This window comes from Pantoea nemavictus, from assembly GCF_037479095.1.
In the GTDB taxonomy this organism is placed as follows: domain Bacteria; phylum Pseudomonadota; class Gammaproteobacteria; order Enterobacterales; family Enterobacteriaceae; genus Pantoea; species Pantoea nemavictus.
This window is the reverse complement of sequence record NZ_JBBGZW010000001.1, coordinates 2,536,433-2,554,603: the sequence shown is the minus strand read 5'-3', so window position 1 is coordinate 2,554,603 and position 18,171 is coordinate 2,536,433. Positions and strand designations below refer to the sequence as shown.

Below are 18,171 nucleotides of genomic sequence, written 5' to 3'. Positions count from 1 at the left end.
TATGGATTCACCTTACACTCTCAGCGTCCTGGTCACCGCGCATAATAGCGAAAAATTTATTCTCGAGACGCTAACCAGTTTAAAAAATGCCTGTGCTGGCGTTGAGGATGTGGTCGAAATTATATTAGTGAATGACTCGTCTTCAGATAATACCAGCGAGTTACTGCATACCTTTGCCACCGAGTTTCGCCAGCTGAAAATTTTTGAGGTAATGTTCCGTAACATTGGCAAGGTCAGAAATTTTGGCGTCAGTAAATGTAGCGGCCACTACGTCACAATGCTTGATGGCGACGACCAGATTTTAACGCACGCCTTTTCCGATATTGTGACTTTTTTAAAAGCAGAGCAACCCGATATTCTACTAACGCCACTTAATGAAATTTATGAAGGTAAGCCCAAACCACAACAGTGGAACAGTTTACAAGTTATTTCCCTAAGTCAGCACCAGGTGATTGAAAAATTTCTGATTCACCGAGAAATCCAGGCGCACTTTATTGGTCAGTTCATAAAAAAGTCATTGCTGGAGGATAACCATTTTCCTGACTTCACCTGCTACGAGGATGCATATTTATTTCCCTCAATTCTGAAAGCCAGTCAAAAGATATTTTTATCTAAGCAAGGCCCTTATCTTTACTTCAAGCGAGGCAACAGCCTCTCTAGCGCACTTGATGCCTACAAAATATCAATGCTGATTAAAGCAACCCAACAGATGGATGTAGTATTAGGTGAAAAGTATCGTAATTTACTCTCATGCCACTGGATCAATCTGGTTCATAAATTTTATCCGCTGATAAGCGACGAACATGATAAAGATATGGTCAAGTGTGCTTTAAATAATTTCCCTTTAGCTTCTTTCTTACTCGATAGAAAAGTCAGATTCAGTCTAAAGATGAAATATATCAAAATGAAATTGCGTGGTGTTTCCTAAACGATCAAAAGAAGCAGGTCGCCACAAATGGCGACCTTATAATTTATGCAACGAAATAAATATTACGTTTTAGGTTTTAACTGAATTAGAGAATAGCTAATAACAGTAGCAGCCATCAGAATAAAAACTGAACCACTCTGAATCCAGACGGTATCTGTCAGACCAAATATAAAAATTGAAATGGGCAATAGAGTAATATCGAATGCTCTAAAACCTAATGCTACAACTATTAAACCAAGATAAAAGAGAATCAATGTAACTGCACCCGCTATACCTTGTAGCGAGAGAGTTTCCAGAAAATCATCGTGTAAGTGATACATTACATTTTTGTAAGCTTCAGGATTCCCGCGCTCACTCTCTTTGATATATTCCCGAGCCTTATTGGTTCTCTCATCTGGACTCTGACCTAAGAAAGTCCAGGAAATACTGTTAAATCCCCCCTTCCAAATAGAGAATCTCGCGCCAATTGAAGTATCATTATTACGATGATAACTATCAATCTCACTCTGAATGTTGTCTAAGCGGTGCATAACTGAACTCGGCATGAAGAATAAACCACCAGCAATTAATAATACACTTAATGCCAGAACATATTTTCCTGCCCAACGATGAGTTAAATAAAAACATAAAAAGTATAAAACTGGTAAAGCTAATATGGCCGCACGAGATTCGGTATAAAACATCAACAGCATGTTTACTATAAAAATAGCGATGAACATTACTATCTGGTAGGCGCGCCGAACGACTACCTTGTTAACAACAAATAATGCAGTGAGCGCCAATGCCGTAATAAGGTAAGAAACCGTGCCTGCAGAGTCGGTTAGCAACTTTACACGTCGATGCGTCTGAGCGTTCTCATGGATACTGGCTCCAAGCGTGAATAGCAGTCCGATAACCAGCACCAGAATGGTGATGCGTAACATTCTGAAGGAGAGAAAATGTCGCCATGCTATAAAAAAATAGCTAATAAAAGCAGATATGATAAATAACTTCCCACCCTGAAAATAGTTATCAACCACATCGGTAAAATGGGCATCGACATGCATCTTCGCCCAAATGACTCTCACCAGCCCCAGTAATAAGATTGGAGTCGCAACGGTAAAAGCGCTCTTATCCCAGATAAAGTTCTTTTTAACACCCTGAACCAAGAGGAACAATAACGTCACATAGCCTACGATATAGAATATTTTCTTTGGGTAAGCGGAAACCACTAACGAGCTGGCTAACACTACGCTGAGTAAAAAAAAGCATAAGTGATAAATATTTTCGCTCGTCACTAATCTCTTTAATTCTAAACTTCGCACTTATAAATACCTCATTTTAAAATACTTAACACGCCAAATTATTCCTGAGACTAAATGATGATGACGAAAATAAAGCTTATACATTCTTCTAGCTTGCTGAGCATTTCTAGGGATTTCATAAGGTAGATTGGCTAATGGCGATAATTCACGAAGGTCGCGATAATAATGGCAAACATGTTGTTGATTCCATTCCTGCCAAGGCTTATCAGCACCCGCATAATGCAGCAAACAGGTATTTTCCGGCACATCGAGGCTATAGCCTTTGTCATCATGTGCTAGCATAGTGATAGTATTGAAACGAGACTCAATGAAATTCACACGATCTTCAAGCAAAATATTTAATGCATCTTGATCAAGGTATTTAAAATATTTTCCCTTTTCAACAAGCAAATGATAAGCGCGTTCGCTAATCTGTTCCCGATTCCATTTATGTCTGTCAATCAGTAATACTCCGGCGTTAAAATAGCGATGCCCGTGCAGCCCGACATTTTCAGCCAGTTGGTGTTGTAAGGCTTCGATTTCACCCACAACCAAAGCGATAGTCTCTTGCTCCATTGCCATTTTCCATAATTCATCTATAGGATTTAGGCACACAATATCAGCATCGAGATAGAGAATTTTTTCAGCATCATGCACTAAAAGTGGAGACAGAAAACGATAATAGGTGGCGCGGGTAAAAAGCTCAGTGGTAGGGAATGCTTTAAAAAGTTCATCATTAATATGATGCAAAGTTAAACCATGTGACGAGCCCGAAAATATCGTATCGAGCCTTTTAATGTCAATTGGCGTTAATTCTGAAGAGATCAGGTGGAAATGATAAAATCCGCTGCCAGCATGCTTCATAATCGACATAATAGTGATCAGCGAATGTGCAATGAATTTTCCATCAACGCCAAAAACTATATGCCGATCGCATTGAGAGGGAAAAAGCAGCTGGGAATTTATAGCTTTAATAACGTCTCTATCCATCCTGCAATTTCTCCGGAAGAACGCATGCGTTCTGTAAATGCATTATGCCTAAGCAATTATCAACCTGAGACAATTTTGGTTGCAGCCGGAGTTTACCAGTCAGGGTTAGGCAAATAAAGCACCCCGGCCGGTGAATGAATAACGATTAGACAGTAAATCTCTCCTGCCATCAGGAGAGATTTTGAGGGGAAAACCTACTTCGCCGCAAACTGCGCATAATTCTCTGACGTGATGGTCTGATACGGAATCCAGTTAAACTCCTGCACTTTCTGCTTCTCCAGCAGCGCTTTAGCAACCTGCACCGCGCCCGTGGCCTGGCCTTTGGCGTCCTGGAAAATGGTCAGCGTCATTTTGCCGTTCTTCACAAACTGCTGCCCATCCGGCGTGCCATCAATGCCGGCGACCAAAATTTTCTCATTCTTCGCCTGATTCAGCGCCATGATGGCGCCAATCGCCATCTCATCATTATTGGCGGCAATGGCATCAATCGGACGCTGATTCAGCAGCCAGCTGGAAACCACATCCACCGCCTCATTGCGCTGCCATTTGGCGCTCTGCTTCTCAATCACCTTCATATCTTTATATTTGGCGATCACCGCTTCCACGGCGCGAGTGCGCTCGCGTGCTTCCTCGTTCGACAGCGCGCCCATCAGAATCGCCACGTTGCCTTTATAGTTCATCTTCTTCGCTAACGCTTCCATCTGCATTTCGCCGCCCAGCGCCGAGTCTGAACCGACATATGCCATGTCGGCTGGCAGCTTCACCTCCGGCTTACGGTTGACGAAAATCAACGGGATGCCGGCATTTTTCGCGGCGGTAATCATCGGCAACACGCCTTGGGTATCCACCGGATTAAGGATGATGGCATCTACGCCCTGGTTAATAAAATCATCCACTTGCTGCACTTGCAGCGCGACATCGCCCTTGGCATCTACAAACTGACTATTGAGCTGACTGGCCTTCAGCTCCGCCTGCATCTGGGTGCGCAGAATCGAGACGAAGTTGAGATCGAAGTTTGCCAGCGCCACGCCGACGGTGAAGGTTTTAGCACTCACGCTCAGGCTGAGCAGCAGCGAGCAGAGGCACAACATCACATTTCTTATCTTCATGAGTGAGTCCTGTAGGGTTGAGATATTATTTTAATTTCATCGAGTTAACGCCGGGCAACAGGCAAATACCCGGCGATGGAACGCTTAAAGGGTGAAATGATCGCGGAACTGCTGCAGCGCGGTGGTGCTGTCACCGCTGGCCCAGCCCTCCAGCGCCACGGTGCCGCGATAACCCACATCCTGCAGCGCACGGGCGATGGCGCGATAGTTGATCTCACCGGTTCCCGGCTGCTGACGTCCCGGCACATCCGCCACCTGAATCTCACCAATCGCAGAACCACAACGGCGGATCAGTTCGATCAAATTGCCTTCGCCAATCTGCGCGTGATACAGGTCGAGATTCATCTTCAGCGCCGGGCTGTTGACTGCCTCCACCAGCGCCAGCGTATCGGCGGCCAGCGCGAACGGCGTGCCGGGATGATCAACCAGCAAGTTGAGATTCTCCAGCGTGAACACGCGTCCGGCACGCTCGCCTAATTGCGCCACTTTGCGCAGCGTGTCAGCGGCTTTCAGCCACATCGCGCCGGTGACCACCTCAACCGGTTTGACGGGCAAACCTTTGTCATCCAGTCCGGTGCCGTGCAGATTCAACGCCGGACAGTTCAGGCGGGCTGCCACCGCCAGCGATGCTTCAGCACTTTGCAGCAGCTGCTGGATTTCGTCATCGTCAGTCAGGTTGCCGCTGAGGTAGCCGGTCATAGAGGTGAAGCGCGCACCGGTTGCCGCTAGCGCATCAATGTCTTTGTTCGCCCAGCCCCAAATCTCAACGCCAAAACCCAGTTCGTGAATGCGTTTTACGCGCTCGACGAACGGCAGATCGAGAAACACCATTTCGGCACATACCGACAGCTGATAACCGGCCATTAGCGACCTCCCAGTTTGATAGGTTGCTGCTGCTGCACCGAGTCGATACAGGCCAGCGCGATCGCCAGCGCATTGCGCGCATCTTCGCCGGTGGCGCGCGGCGTTTCACCCCTGCGGATGCAGCGGGCAAACTCAGCCATCTCTGCGACATAGGCTTCGCGCAGCAGATCCGAGTCCATGCGCGAAGTTTCAATCGCGATGCCATCCTGGTGATAGCGCACGCAGTGATTGGCGTTGATATGTCCCGCCTGCAGCATACCTTTACTGCCAAACACTTCACCGCGAACGTCGTAGCCGTACACCGCCTGGAAGTTGGCTTCAGCGGTGGCAATCGCGCCATTATCGAAGCGAATGGTGACCACCGAGGTGTCCAGCAAGCCTTTATCTTTGAAATCCGGACGCACCAGCGCATCCGCCAGCGCATACACTTCCACCGGCTTCGCGCCGGGATTGAAGTGCAGCAGCGTGTCGAAGTCGTGGATCAGGGTTTCCAGGAAGATCGTCCACTGCGGGATGCGGGCAGGATCGTGCAGGCCCGGATCGCGCGTCAGCGATCGACTCAGTTGCGTAGTGCCATTTTCGCCGGCCTTCACCGCCGCGATCGCCGCGGCAAAGCCCGAGTCAAAGCGGCGGTTAAAGCCGACCTGCAATACCACGCCGGCACTTTTTGCCGCAGCAATCGCGCGATCGGCCTCATCCAGCGTCACCGCCATCGGCTTCTCGCAGAACACGTGTTTACCGGCTTGGGCTGCGGCGATCACCCATTCAGCGTGGGTACGCGCCGGGGCGGCAATCGCCACCGCCTCAATCTCTGGATCCCCCAGCAGCGCATGCAGATCGCTGTAAGCTTTCGCCACGCCAAGTTTGTTGGTCAGCGCGTCTGCCACGCCCGGCTGCGGATCGGCCACCGCGGCAAGCGTCGCCCCGGGCACGCGCCAGGCAAGGTTTTCTGCGTGGAAGCTGCCCATGCGTCCTGCGCCAATCAGGCCGACGCGTACTGGCTTAAGGTGAAATCTCATGACCTATTCCTTATTGTTTTGGATGTGCTCGTTCGAGTACAGGGATGTACCATCTGCAGTGCAAAGGCGATGCCAACTGCAGCCAGCCGCTTTATGTGAGGCGTAACACAGATATGGCTCACAAACTGACAACAAAATTTACATGTCAACTTCACATGTCAATAAAATGGACATTCCAACCTAATCAGGAGTGTCGCATGCGTGTCATAGAGCGTTTGCCGTTCAAAGATGAAAGCGATCCTATCTTCAGCTTGCCGGACAGCGCGGAGGTGGGCGAATGGGATACCTTGTTGTGGCAGGGCTGGCACAGCTTTGAACGCGGTGAGCAGCCAGGCTGGATGCGGCACAGTATTTTGCAGTCATGGCAGCGATCGCGTCAGCGTGCGATCGATCCCGCGACCTTTGCTTATATCTCACCGCCTGCCGCCGAGCTGGCGGCGATCCTCGAACACAATGCGGAACTGATCCGCGCGGCGCGCAGCATCATGGAGAACTTGCTGGCGTATAACCCGGATGGCCACATCAATCTGACCGATGCGCAGGGTGTGACGCTGCATTTCTGCGGCGCGGATCTCACGCCGGTCGGCAGCATCCTGCGCGAAGAGGTGCTCGGCACCAACTGCACCGCGCGCTGCCTGATCGAGCAGCGGCTAGTGTATGTGCTGAGCGGCGAGAACTGGAAACTTGACCTGCGTAAACGCCATCGCCAATGTGCCGCCGCGCCGGTGCGCGATGCCAGCGGCCAGCTGCTGGGCGTTTTAACGTTGACCGCCACGCCCGATAACTTTAATGCCCACACGCTCGGCACGGTGCAGGCGGCGGCGGAAGCGGTTGGCCAGCAGCTGACGCTGCGCCGTTTACTGGCCGAGCAGCAGTCGATCCTCGAAACCCTGAATGAAGGGGTGATCGTCTGCGATCGTCACGGTCGTATTAAAACCCTGAATCGCTATGCGCGACAGATCTTCAGCAGCCTCGATCCGCAAGCAGGTACCATTGATGAGCTGCTGCAGCCGCAAGGGGGATCGCTGCTGACCATGCCGTTCTGCAATGACCGCGAGCTGCAATTTATGCCGGACGGCACCAATCCGATCTCCTGCCTGATCTCGCTGATGCCCGCGCCGGACAGCGGCCGCGTGTTGTCGCTGCGTGAGAATCAACGTATTCGCGCCATTACGCGTCGCGTGATGGGCGTGAGCGCCAGCTATACCTTCGAGATGATTCGCGGCCATGCGCCGCGCGTGCAGCAGGCGATTCACAAAGCGCGTGCCAGCAGCCGCACCGACAGCACCGTGTTGCTGACCGGCGAGAGCGGTACCGGCAAAGAGCTGTTTGCTCAGGCGATTCATAATGCCAGTCCGCGCCAACAGGAAGCCTTTATCGCGCTGAACTGCGGCGCGTTGCCGCGCGATTTGGTCCAGAGCGAGCTGTTCGGCTATGTCGATGGCGCATTTACCGGATCGCGTCGCGGTGGTTCGGCGGGCAAATTTGAGCTGGCGGATGGCGGCACCCTGTTTCTGGATGAGATTGGCGAGATGCCGCTGGAAGCGCAAACCAGCCTGCTGCGTGTGTTGCAGGAGAGTGAAGTGGTGCGCATCGGGGCGGCACATCCGCTCAAGGTTAACGTACGCATCATCGCCGCCACCCACTGCAATCTGCTGGATGCAGTGGAAAAAGGCGCATTCCGCCGCGATCTCTACTATCGCCTGAATGTGATTTCGCTGGAGATCCCGCCGCTGCGCGAGCGTCAGGAGGATATTCCTGGCCTGGTGAACACTTTTATTCAGGCGCTCTGTACCCGGCTAAAGCGCATTGCGCCACAGCTCTCCGCCGAGGCGATGGCCTGTTTACAGGCGTGGCACTGGCCAGGCAACGTGCGTGAGCTGGAGAATCTGGTGGAGCGCATGGTGAACTTGTGTGAAGGGTTGCAGATTGATCGTCACGATCTGCCGGAGGAGATGGTGCAGCGCGCAGTTCCGCAGCGGAGTGAATTGACCTCGCTGCAGGCGAATGAGCGCCAGCATGTGTTGCAAGTGGTACGTGAGCAGAAAGGCAACCTGCGCCAGTCGGCCCAGATGCTGGGGATTTCACGCACTGCGCTGTATAACAAGCTGAATCAGTGGCAGGTGGATGTGGCAGGGTTGCGGCGGGGATGATGAGGTCACCATGAATGGTGACCCTACAAAAGAACCGGTTGTTGTAGGGTCGCCATTCATGGCGACCAGGGGGTTCAGCAGCACTACTTACAAAGACGCCCCACCACAGATCACCAGCTCCTGCCCGGTAATCGCAGCGGCTGCCGGCGACAGTACAAATCCTGCCAGCGCCGCCACTTCCTCCGGCTTGATATAGCGCCCGATCGGCGGCAACTGCGGCGGTGAGCTGGCGCGGCCGGGCTGCAGCAGCATCGGCGTTTCCGTGGCGCCCGGCGCAATCACATTCACGGTAATGCCCCTGGCTGCCAATTCCGCCGCCCAGCTGCGCGCCATACCCACCATCGCCGCTTTGGTGCTGACATATTGGCTGCGATGCGCCGCGCCGCGTGAGGTGCGGCTGCCAATCAGCAAAATGCGATCGCCCTGCTCCATCTGCGGCTGTAGGGCATTGGCCATAATCTGCGCCACCTGCACGTGCAAGTACCACAGACGCGTGCCCTGCTCCTCATCCAAATCCCCCAGCGGTGCCGCCGCCATCATGCCCGCCGCGTGTACCAGCGCATCCACCTTCGGTAGCGCTGCCAGCGCTTGTTTCAGCAAGCGGGCATCGAACAGGTCGACGCTTACCGAGGTAAAAGCCGGATGATCTTTCCTCACCTGCGTGCGGCTAAAACCGGTCACCTGCCAGCCTTGCTGCAGCAGGTGTTCGGCAATCGCCGCACCAATGCCGGAGCTCACGCCGGTCACCAACGCGTGCCGTGGCCTGCTCATCCGGTCACCCAGGTTTCATCGACGCGCACGTATTTAATCGCCTGGCGGAAATAGGTGTAGGCGACATGCAGCGCGCCATCCTCGCTCTGTTTAATGCTCGGATAGGAGAACTCGCGGTTGAGTTTTTGCTGCGAATTGTTGGTCATGCAGTAGCCATCGCCCTCATCAAGATTGCGCTGCCACGGCCAGCTTTTGCCGCCGTCGGCCGAGATCGCCAGCGTCATCGGCGCGCGCGGAGCGCCCCAAAAGGCGCTGCGTCCGCTGTGCACCTGCGGTTCAGCCGCCACCGCAACATCGCCGTCATCCTCTTCATCTTCAATTTCGTCATACAGCGACACGCGGCGCTCGCGGGCATCTTTGGCGCTCATGGCGTTGAACACCAGCGCCAGATGGCCGTTGTGCAGCGTGGTGACCTGAATCGACGAATTGTTATTCGGCAGCTCAGTCGCCCGCGGCGCACTCCAGCTTTCACCGCCGTCGGTCGAGCGGCTTTGGTAGATGAAATCTGCCCAGCGGCTGCGATACAGCGCCAGCAAACTGCCATCCTGCAGCAGCGTGATGTTCATATGTACGCAGCCGAGGCTGTCCGGCACAACCACATCACGCCAGCTTTTTCCGCGATCGCTGGAGATTTTTACTGCGCTGATATCGTCGTTACCGACCCATTTCACCCCCGGCTGCGTGCGGCAGTAAAACACCGGTAGCAGCCAGTTACCGTTTGGCAGCACCACCATCGGCTGGCGAATAAAGGTGCCGGGCTGGTCGAGCAGCGTGTCGATGGCACCCCAACTGCGACCCAAATCGTGCGACTGGCGATAACGCACAATCGCGGTGTCCTGATTACCCGATTTCTGCGCCGTCCACAGCAGCCACAAGACCTGGTCAGGATCGAGAAACAGCAGCGGATTTTGCTCGGATCGTGTTGGATCGTCGGAGAGTTTTTGCGCCTCGCTCCACTGCGTGCTGCCGCTTTCCAGCCGCGAGCACCACACGGAAATATCGGCGATCCCTTCCTGGGTACCGCCAAACCACACGCACAACACGTCGCCGTTCGGCAGCGGCAGCAGATTCGCCGCATGGTTCTGCGGACAGACCGAAGGCAGCATCGCCGTGAGCTGCTGCGCATCCTGCGCGTGCGGATGAAGGTTACCGTTGCGTTCCACGCTAAGAGTTAAGTCGCTCATGTCAGGCTCCACTGTTTTGCATTGAGGATTTGGGGGCTTTTTTGGTCTGCGTCTGACGCGTCGGGATCAGGCGATCAATCACCATGATCACCGCTGGCGTAAACAGCGCGACATACATGTTATTGATACCAAAAGGATCGCCCAGCAGATACCACACCGAGGTCACCACGCAGGCGCCAATCAGCCCGGCGTTAGCACCGCGCGTGCTTTTGTAGAACGGCAGGTAGAAGGCGATGATCGCCACCACCGAAATTGACAGACGAATGGCGCGGGTGAAGAACGACAGCTTCAACACTTCTGGCACGAACAGCACGAAGATCAGCGGCAGGAAGCCAATCAGCAGCGACAGCCAACGCGTCATCTGGAACTCGCGTTCTGGCGTCGGATTGCGATACGGCACGTAGAAATCCTTTACCACCAGCGAGGCAATCGCCAGCGCCACGGTGCTGACGCTGACAAAGATCGACGCCACCAATGAGGTTGTAACGATGCCGGCCAGCCACGGACTCATGTCCTGCAGGAATACCGGCAGCGCGTACAAACTTTTGATATCGGGATGCAGGTATTTCGCCGCCACGCCAATCAGCGCGATGGCGATGGCGATCGGCATGCAGAAGAAGAACGCGACCCAGGTCGCACGCTTGGCAGAGGCCGCGCTTTTGGTCGAAGCAATCGCCTGAATCACGAACTGAGTGCAGAAGATCGAGCCGATGGTGCCAATCATCCAGGCAAAGATGGTGCTGCCGCCGACATTGCCGTCCCACGTCCAGTAGAAATGCGGCATCTCTTTGATCATCGGGCTGACGCCGCCGGTCATGTGCAGCGCCACGCCGAGGATGATCAAAATACCAATATATTTCAGCCCGCTATGCAGCAGCGTGACCCAGGCAATGCCTTTCATGCCGCCAAACATAAAGTAGAAAGTGCTGACGATCGCCGTGATCACCGCTGCGGTAGTAAGATCGAGATTGAGCACCGTCGAGATCGCCGCTGCGCCGCTGACGTAGTTTCCGACGTTCACCAGCAGCAGCGCGTAGATCATGATTAACGAGATAATGTTTTTGGTTGAGTTGCCGTAGCGTTCCGCGATCGCTGCAGAGATGGTGATTTTGCCGGTGTTATAGATGCGCTTCACCAGCAAGAAGCCAAACAGTGGGAAACCGATGGCGGCCCCAATCACCGACCAGGATGCGGCGAAGCCATCTTCAAAGGCCGCCTGGGCAGTGCCGATGGTGGATTTGGCGCCGATGTATTCCGACATCAGCATCACGCCCACCACAAAAGCGGGCATCACATTGGAGCCAGCCATAAAGTCGCCGCTGTTTTTACTGCGCAGCCGCCAGGTCAGCCAAGTGGTGAACAGGATGTACGTAATGACAATCCCGATGATAATCACCATCCCTTCTGTAGAGAATTGTTTCATTTCAGCCTCATCGATAACGTAGGGTCGTGGCACGCGCTGGGCTTCACGCGCACCGTTGATGAGGTGGTCAATATTGTTATTGACGTGTCTGAGCACTGATGACCACCCCACTTATGCCTTGATGATTTATTTCACTCAAATAAGAATGAACTCACGCATAAGCAGGGCAATTTATAGGATAAAAGCGGCTTAATTTGTTTGAAGTTGCTCACAAACAGTCAATTATGATTATAAATAATCAAATTTAACTTAACAGTTATAAGACGGACTGCAAAAAATCCACAAAGGCCGTAATGCGGATGGGCAGCTGACGCTGCGGCTGCCAGACAGCATAAATATCACCGTCTGGCGCCGTCCACTGCGGCAACACCGGCAGCAGATCGCCGCACTCAATGCTGTGCTGCGCATCCCACCACGAACGCAGCAGAATGCCGTGACCATCCAGCGCCATTTGCATCGCCACTTCACCATCGTTGGTAATTAAGCGACCGCGCACCTTCTGCGTAAGCTGCTGTGTGCCATCACTCAAGCGCCACAGCGCAAAATCACTGTCGAACTGACGCAGCAAAATACAATTATGTTGTGCCAGCGCGGCGATGCTCTCAGGCATGCCATGGCGCGCAGCGTAATCCGGCGAGCAGCACAGCACGCGCGGATTGGTTCGTAGCTTACGTGCCATCAGCCGCGCATCTGGCGGTTCACCGACGCGAATATCAATATCCACGCGCGCATCAAGAAAATTCAGGGGCTGGCTGCTGAGCTGCAGGCTGATGGCCAGCTCGGGATGCAGCGCGGCAAAGCGCGACACGCAAGGTGCAACGTGACGACGCCCAAAGCCAAAGGATGCATTGAGGTTAAGCGAACCCCGCAGCACCGAGGTTTGGCTGCTAACCGACTCTTCCAGCTCCGCCAGCTGGTCGAGCAGCGGACGTGCGCCATCGAGATAACGCCTGCCCTCCGCCGTCAGCTCCAGCCGCCGCGTGGTGCGCTTGAGTAACTGCACGCCCAACCGCAGCTCAAGCTGGCTCAGGCGCTTACTCACCGCCGGTAACGATAAACCAAGCTCGCGCGCGGCGGCGGTTAAGCTCTCCAGCGCAGCCACGCGCACAAAGAAGGCCAGATCGTCGGTGGAGGTGCGCGATTCTCTACTTTTATTCAACATTGGCTTATCGCTCAGGCTAATTATTTCCTTCAGATGCATGGTTATACTGCGTACAGAACATCAACAGCAACCTGCGAGAAACCCTATGAGCGGCAAAACCTATAAAATCGCCGTCATCCCTGGCGATGGCATTGGCAAAGAAGTAATGCCGGAAGGCATCCGCGTGCTGGATGCAGCGGCGAAGAAATTTGATATCGCGCTGGAGTGGCAATGGTTTGATTTCGCCAGCGCCGAATATTGGCAGCAGCACGGCAAAATGCTGCCGGATGACTGGTTCGCCACGCTGAGTCAGTTTGATGCCATCTACTTCGGCGCGGTTGGCTGGCCAGACGTGGTGCCGGATCACGTATCGCTGTGGGGATCGCTGCTGCAGTTCCGTCGTGAATTTGATCAGTACGTCAACCTGCGCCCCGTGCGCTTAATGCCGGGAGTGAAAGCCCCGCTGGCGAATCGTCAGCCGGGCGATATCGATTTCTACGTAGTGCGTGAAAATACTGAGGGCGAATATTCGTCGGTAGGCGGCACCATGTTCCCCGGTACCGAGCGCGAAGTGGTAATTCAGGAAACGGTGATGACGCGCGTTGGCGTCGATCGCATTCTGAAATTCGCCTACGATCTGGCGCAAAAGCGCCCGAAAAAACACCTGACGTCCGCCACCAAATCCAACGGTATCGCCATTACTATGCCGTACTGGGACAGCCGCGTGGAAGCGATGGCGCCGAGCTATCCCGAGGTAAAAGTCGATAAATATCATATTGATATTCTGACTGCCAACTTCGTCCTGCATCCGGATTGGTTCGATGTGGTGGTCGCCAGTAACCTGTTTGGCGACATCCTGTCAGATCTCGGCCCAGCCTGTACCGGCACCATCGGCATCGCGCCGTCCGCCAACATTAATCCGGAAGGCAAATTCCCGAGTCTGTTTGAGCCGGTGCACGGCTCCGCGCCGGATATTGCCGGCAAAGGCGTTGCCAATCCGATTGGGCAAATTTGGTGTGGCGCGATGATGCTGGAGCACCTCGGTTACGCCGAAGCAGGCGCAGCGGTGCTGGATGCCATCGAGCGTACGCTGGCGGCAGGTAACAGCCTGACGCGCGACCTCGGCGGCAGCGCAAGCACCGAAGAGTTGGGCGCGGCTATCGCCTCAGCATTGTAGCGTCACCATTTATAACGACTGATATTTCCAGGTGCGCATGAATGCGCACCCTACAAATAACTCTACCATTCGGCGTAGGGTCGCCATTAATGGCGACCTGGATTTTCTCGCACAGCTTACAAAATCTGCACTGTTTCCGCATGCCAGCCGTGCGGCAGCGGTTGCGGGCGCGTAATCAGCACGTTGTGCAGCTGGAGATTCTCCACACCGCGGGCAAACACGCCCGGCAGGCCGTCCGGATAGGCCGCCACGCCATACGCTAAGCCGGATGCGCTATCCAGCTTGTACGCATTGTCCAATCCCATGCCGGTCGGCGAAGCGGGATTGCACGGCGGACGCACATCGTAATGCCCCTGCTCCACACCTTGCGTCACCACTTGTCGCAGCTGCAGATTCGCCAGCATCACATCTCGAATTTGCCCTGGCCGTTCGGCATGCAGATTGATTGCGCCTTCCATCACGCCGCTGACGTTGCTGAACTGCAGCTGTTCGATGCTGCCTGGCGCAATCGCCGGATCGCGCGCGCGCGCGGAAACAAACAGCGCATCAGCTTTGCCCCAATGGCACGGCGGCGCGTGGCGACAGGCCAGCGTGATATTGCTGAACAGCAAACGGCGGAAGTGGCCGCCATCGCGCGATAGCACGCCGATGGCGCGGTTGGAATCGAAAATAGTACAGCCGGACACCGTGACATCTTCCACGTCGTCGAAAGTTTCGGTGCCGATTTTGAACGCGCAGCTGTAAGAACGCAGCAGGCAGTTGCTGATCATAATTTGTCGTGCGGCTCGCCGCAGATGCGCTGGTTTTTGCGAGGTTTTGATGCAAATGGCGTCATCCGCAGCGCTGAGATAGCTATTGCTCACGAACACCGCTTCACAGCTGTCGATATTCAGCGCATCGGTATTCGGCATGCTCATGCTGTTATCGATGGTGAGATGATCAATATGCACATGGCGACAACTCACCAGATGCACCGTCCACATCGGCGCCTGAAGAATACTGAAATCTTCCAGCGTCACCTGCTCGCAATCTTCAAACACCAGCATGCGTGGGCGCTGCGCACGCGGCAGGCGATAGCCTTGCTGATCCTTTTCTGTGGCAAACCAGGCTTCGCCATTGCCGTCGATCGTCCCTTTGCCACTGACGGTGATATTGCGCTGACCGACGGCGTACAGCAGCACATGCTGCGACAGCTCAGCCTGGCTCTGCGCCAGCTGCTGCTGATAATCCTCAACGCGCGCGCTGGCGAGCAGCGTGGCGCCCGCCTCGAGATGCAGATGGATGTTGGAGCCTAGCGACAACGTACCGAGGTGATAGCGCCCCGGCGGCACCGACAGCGTGCCACCGCCGCGCGCCGCAAGATGATCTAATGCGCGCTGGAAGCAGGAAGTATCAAGAGTTTCGCCATCGGCGACGGGATAGAAATCAGCCAGTGAGAGGTGCATGTGGTTCTCCTGAATAGCGGCGATGCGCTATTGCAGCACGCGCCGCGCGACTAAACCTTTTGCTGATGGACAAAGTGTGGCGTTAGGTTTGGTGCGTCCATCTTGACGGTCGCCATGAATGACGACCCTACGGCGCAGGGTGCGCATTTATGCGCACCGTTTTACAGACTGCACGAAACCACCTCAAACCACCGTTTCGTTTTCCAGCTTCTGCCGTTTACGCAGGTGCGGGAAAATCGTCATCCATACGCCCACCACTACCAGCGTGCCGATGCCGCCAATTGCCGCGGCTGGCACTGCACCCATAAAGGCCGCCAGCAGACCGGACTCAAATTCGCCGAGCTGATTCGAGGTATTAATGAAGATGGCGTTGACCGCGTTAACGCGGCCGCGCATATCATCTGGCGTATCCAGCTGCACCAGCGCACCACGGATCACCATGCTCACCATATCGAAGCCGCCCAGCGCTGCCAGCGCCACCACCGATAGCCATAGTTGGGTGGAGAGCGCGAACACCAGCGTGGCCACGCCAAATCCGGCCACCGAACCGAACATAATCATGCCGACATTCTTCTCCAGCTTATGACGGCTGAGCCACACGCCGACTATCAGCGCACCGACCGACGGTGCACCGCGCAGGATACCCAAGCCCCACGGTCCGGTGTGCAGAATGTCCTGTGCGAAGATCGGCAGCAGCGCGGTGGCGCCGCCCAGCAGTACCGCAAACAGATCGAGTGAAATCACCCCGAGCACATCTTTGCGATCGCGGATAAAGCGCACGCCGGCAAACAGATTCGGCAGGTTCATCGGCAGACGCGCCTGCGGTGGTCGCTCGTAGCGCAGTCGGCTCACCAGCACGATGGAGAACAGATAGAACAGCGCCGAGACGCCATATACCACATCCGGCCCCGCCACATATAGAAAGCCGCCCAGCGTCGGGCCGATAATCACCGCCGCCTGTCCGCCCACCGAGCTGGCCGCCATGGCGCGCGCCAGAATCGGCGGCGGCACCAGCGCCGGCAGCATTGAGGTAATCGCCGGCCACTCGAGCGCCTTGGCTACCGAGATCAGGAACACCAGCCCCCAAATTTCAAACTTGCCCGCCCAGTTGACGAGCGTTAGCGCCACCAACCCCAGCAGTGCCAGCCACTCAATAAGCTGTCCGAGCAGCACGATGCGCCGGCGATCGTGTTGATCCGCCAGGTGCCCGGCAGGCAACGCCAACAGCACTGAAGGAAGAAATTGCATCAGGCCGATCATACCCAGCGCCATCGCGCTGTGGGTTAGCGCATAGATCTGCCAGCTAACCGCGACCGAGAACATTTGAAAGCCAAACGATGAACAGGTGCGTGCCAGCCAAAAGGCGACAAACGACCTGTGCCGCAGCAACGAATCCTCTGCTGCGGATACCGGTGAACCCATAGTTGTTATCCCATCCTAAATGATTATGTCAGTTAGCGTCGTTGCACCAACCTGGTGAAAAGCCATTTAATGGCTTCCGCTTTATTTTTCACGCCACAGAGTGCGGCATCTTACTGAGCCAGACAATGGCTAGCCGTGCTGTTTAAAAACAGAAGCTTATCTAAATTTTTGCTAAGCATTGAGCTCACAATATTAGCAGGCTGATGATTTTCAGCTGAAAATATCCCAATCTTTCCAGATAGTTTCTTCGCTATTAAATTATCAACTGCGCAGTGCAGCCTATCTCTTTATCAGAAACAGTTAAAAAAGCTGAACTTTATAAACTAATCGGTTTATATTGGCCGTGTTAAGACTTCATTAATCGCCCGTCCTTATAATAATTAAGACGTTCCAGCCAATTAATTTATTCACAGAGATAAATGGAAAACAGTTCTTATAATCCTTATGTTACTGAGCGCATCCGTCGCTTCGACGGCACGCTAACCGGTGTGTGTTATTCAGCACCCTTTATGCATTGTGAGCAGGAAGGCACGGTATTACTTAATGGACGCAACATAATTTCGCTGCATAATCAGTTGCTGGAATCACCTGAATTAATAATTATCCCGCTCTCGGGAAATAACCTGCTACATTTTTTACAGGCACCGGAAAATTATTTCGGCCTGCAAAATGAGAATGTGCATCTGGCAATCAATTATGCCGATTTAGTTCAGAGAGATAGTGCGCTACGCCAGGCGGCTGAACGTTTCTCTTTCTGGCTTTATGATTTGGCCGCGCCCGGAACCTGCTGGCAGAATATCGCGTCATTCCCTTTTAAAGGAATAGTGCTGACCGAGGAATTTTTTAACGATAATTATCTCAAGTTCAGCTTTCCCTTTCTGCTGGCGTCGTGCAGGGAAAGAGAAGCAGAGGTAATATTACGTACGCCACAGTTAACGCTGCCCGCGGCACAGTATGCGCAACTTAATTTGAGCGGCTGGCAAGAACAACGTACCAGCAGCACATTGTTTGAAGGGTAAACGTTTACACAATATGTTGCTCCTGGGTGTTATGGCCCGATGTAACCGGACATAACGCCTTAATTCCCTCATAAAATTTCGTACTACTTCCTCTCTTCGAGTGCAAAGCACTAAAAATATCAAACCCTTTAACGTTTTTAAGATAAAATTTAACGCAAAGGGATCAACTCGCCGCACGGAAAGCGCCGATCGAACAGTTTTCGTTATTTCGTACTCTATGTCGGGAAGCAACCCAACGCGTTG

The 18,171-nt window shown here is 53.8% G+C and carries 15 protein-coding genes; 4 read left to right on the top strand and 11 right to left on the bottom strand.

The genetic code is table 11. The annotated features are described in order from the left end of the window. Position 1: 1 nt before the first annotated feature. On the top strand, positions 2-928 hold the full coding sequence (locus WH298_RS11595) for a glycosyltransferase family 2 protein (RefSeq protein ID WP_180822905.1): 927 nt from the start codon (positions 2-4) through the stop codon (positions 926-928). Between the two features lie 62 nt (positions 929-990). Here WH298_RS11595 and WH298_RS11590 read toward each other — a convergent pair whose 3' ends face one another. The 5 genes from WH298_RS11590 to WH298_RS11570 form a co-directional block, all read right to left on the bottom strand. Further along, positions 991-2,205: an O-antigen ligase family protein gene (locus WH298_RS11590; protein ID WP_339541475.1), complete on the bottom strand. Its 1,215-nt coding sequence runs from the start codon at positions 2,203-2,205 to the stop codon at positions 991-993. A 27-nt stretch (positions 2,206-2,232) separates the two neighbouring features. Next, the gene (locus WH298_RS11585) at positions 2,233-3,201 is read right to left on the bottom strand and encodes a glycosyltransferase family 8 protein (protein ID WP_180822903.1); all 969 of its coding nucleotides are present in this window, start codon (positions 3,199-3,201) and stop codon (positions 2,233-2,235) included. Between the two features lie 194 nt (positions 3,202-3,395). Further along, positions 3,396-4,310 carry a substrate-binding domain-containing protein gene (locus WH298_RS11580; RefSeq protein WP_180822902.1) on the bottom strand — a complete coding sequence of 305 codons (915 nt, stop codon included), beginning with the start codon at positions 4,308-4,310 and terminating at the stop codon, positions 3,396-3,398. 84 nt (positions 4,311-4,394) lie between these two features. Continuing rightward, positions 4,395-5,174, bottom strand: a complete 780-nt coding sequence (locus WH298_RS11575) for a TIM barrel protein (protein WP_180822901.1) — start codon at positions 5,172-5,174, stop codon at positions 4,395-4,397. After that, the gene (locus tag WH298_RS11570; RefSeq protein WP_180822900.1) at positions 5,174-6,193 is read right to left on the bottom strand and encodes a Gfo/Idh/MocA family oxidoreductase; all 1,020 of its coding nucleotides are present in this window, start codon (positions 6,191-6,193) and stop codon (positions 5,174-5,176) included. The genes WH298_RS11575 and WH298_RS11570 overlap by 1 nt, the downstream gene beginning before the upstream one ends. A gap of 197 nt (positions 6,194-6,390) precedes the next feature. Here WH298_RS11570 and WH298_RS11565 point away from each other — a divergent pair, with 197 nt between their 5' ends. Continuing rightward, positions 6,391-8,346 (top strand): sigma-54-dependent Fis family transcriptional regulator, encoded by a 1,956-nt coding sequence (locus WH298_RS11565; protein ID WP_180822899.1) that lies wholly within the window; start codon positions 6,391-6,393, stop codon positions 8,344-8,346. A gap of 87 nt (positions 8,347-8,433) precedes the next feature. Here WH298_RS11565 and WH298_RS11560 read toward each other — a convergent pair whose 3' ends face one another. The 4 genes from WH298_RS11560 to WH298_RS11545 form a co-directional block, all read right to left on the bottom strand. Next, a complete protein-coding gene (locus WH298_RS11560; RefSeq protein ID WP_180822898.1) occupies positions 8,434-9,117 on the bottom strand; it encodes an SDR family NAD(P)-dependent oxidoreductase in 684 nt (227 codons plus the stop codon). Beyond that, the gene (locus tag WH298_RS11555) at positions 9,114-10,301 is read right to left on the bottom strand and encodes a sialidase family protein (protein WP_180822897.1); all 1,188 of its coding nucleotides are present in this window, start codon (positions 10,299-10,301) and stop codon (positions 9,114-9,116) included. The genes WH298_RS11560 and WH298_RS11555 overlap by 4 nt, the downstream gene beginning before the upstream one ends. Position 10,302: 1 nt before the next feature. Then, positions 10,303-11,724, bottom strand: a complete 1,422-nt coding sequence (locus WH298_RS11550; RefSeq protein ID WP_036620746.1) for a sodium:solute symporter family protein — start codon at positions 11,722-11,724, stop codon at positions 10,303-10,305. Positions 11,725-11,980: 256 nt separating this feature from the next. Next, positions 11,981-12,886 (bottom strand): LysR family transcriptional regulator, encoded by a 906-nt coding sequence (locus WH298_RS11545; RefSeq protein ID WP_180823717.1) that lies wholly within the window; start codon positions 12,884-12,886, stop codon positions 11,981-11,983. An 85-nt stretch (positions 12,887-12,971) separates the two neighbouring features. On the opposite strand from WH298_RS11545, the gene WH298_RS11540 reads away from it, so the two are divergent. Next, on the top strand, positions 12,972-14,042 hold the full coding sequence (locus tag WH298_RS11540) for a tartrate dehydrogenase (RefSeq protein WP_180822896.1): 1,071 nt from the start codon (positions 12,972-12,974) through the stop codon (positions 14,040-14,042). 116 nt (positions 14,043-14,158) lie between these two features. On the opposite strand, the gene WH298_RS11535 is transcribed toward WH298_RS11540, so the two are convergent. Both WH298_RS11535 and WH298_RS11530 read right to left on the bottom strand, forming a co-directional pair. Next, on the bottom strand, positions 14,159-15,487 hold the full coding sequence (locus tag WH298_RS11535; protein ID WP_180822895.1) for a glycoside hydrolase family 28 protein: 1,329 nt from the start codon (positions 15,485-15,487) through the stop codon (positions 14,159-14,161). Between the two features lie 183 nt (positions 15,488-15,670). Next, complete coding sequence (locus WH298_RS11530) at positions 15,671-16,909, bottom strand: MFS transporter (RefSeq protein WP_180822894.1); 1,239 nt, start codon at positions 16,907-16,909, stop codon at positions 15,671-15,673. A 419-nt stretch (positions 16,910-17,328) separates the two neighbouring features. Here WH298_RS11530 and WH298_RS11525 point away from each other — a divergent pair, with 419 nt between their 5' ends. Next, positions 17,329-17,928: a hypothetical protein gene (locus WH298_RS11525; protein ID WP_180822893.1), complete on the top strand. Its 600-nt coding sequence runs from the start codon at positions 17,329-17,331 to the stop codon at positions 17,926-17,928. Positions 17,929-18,171: the final 243 nt, after the last annotated feature.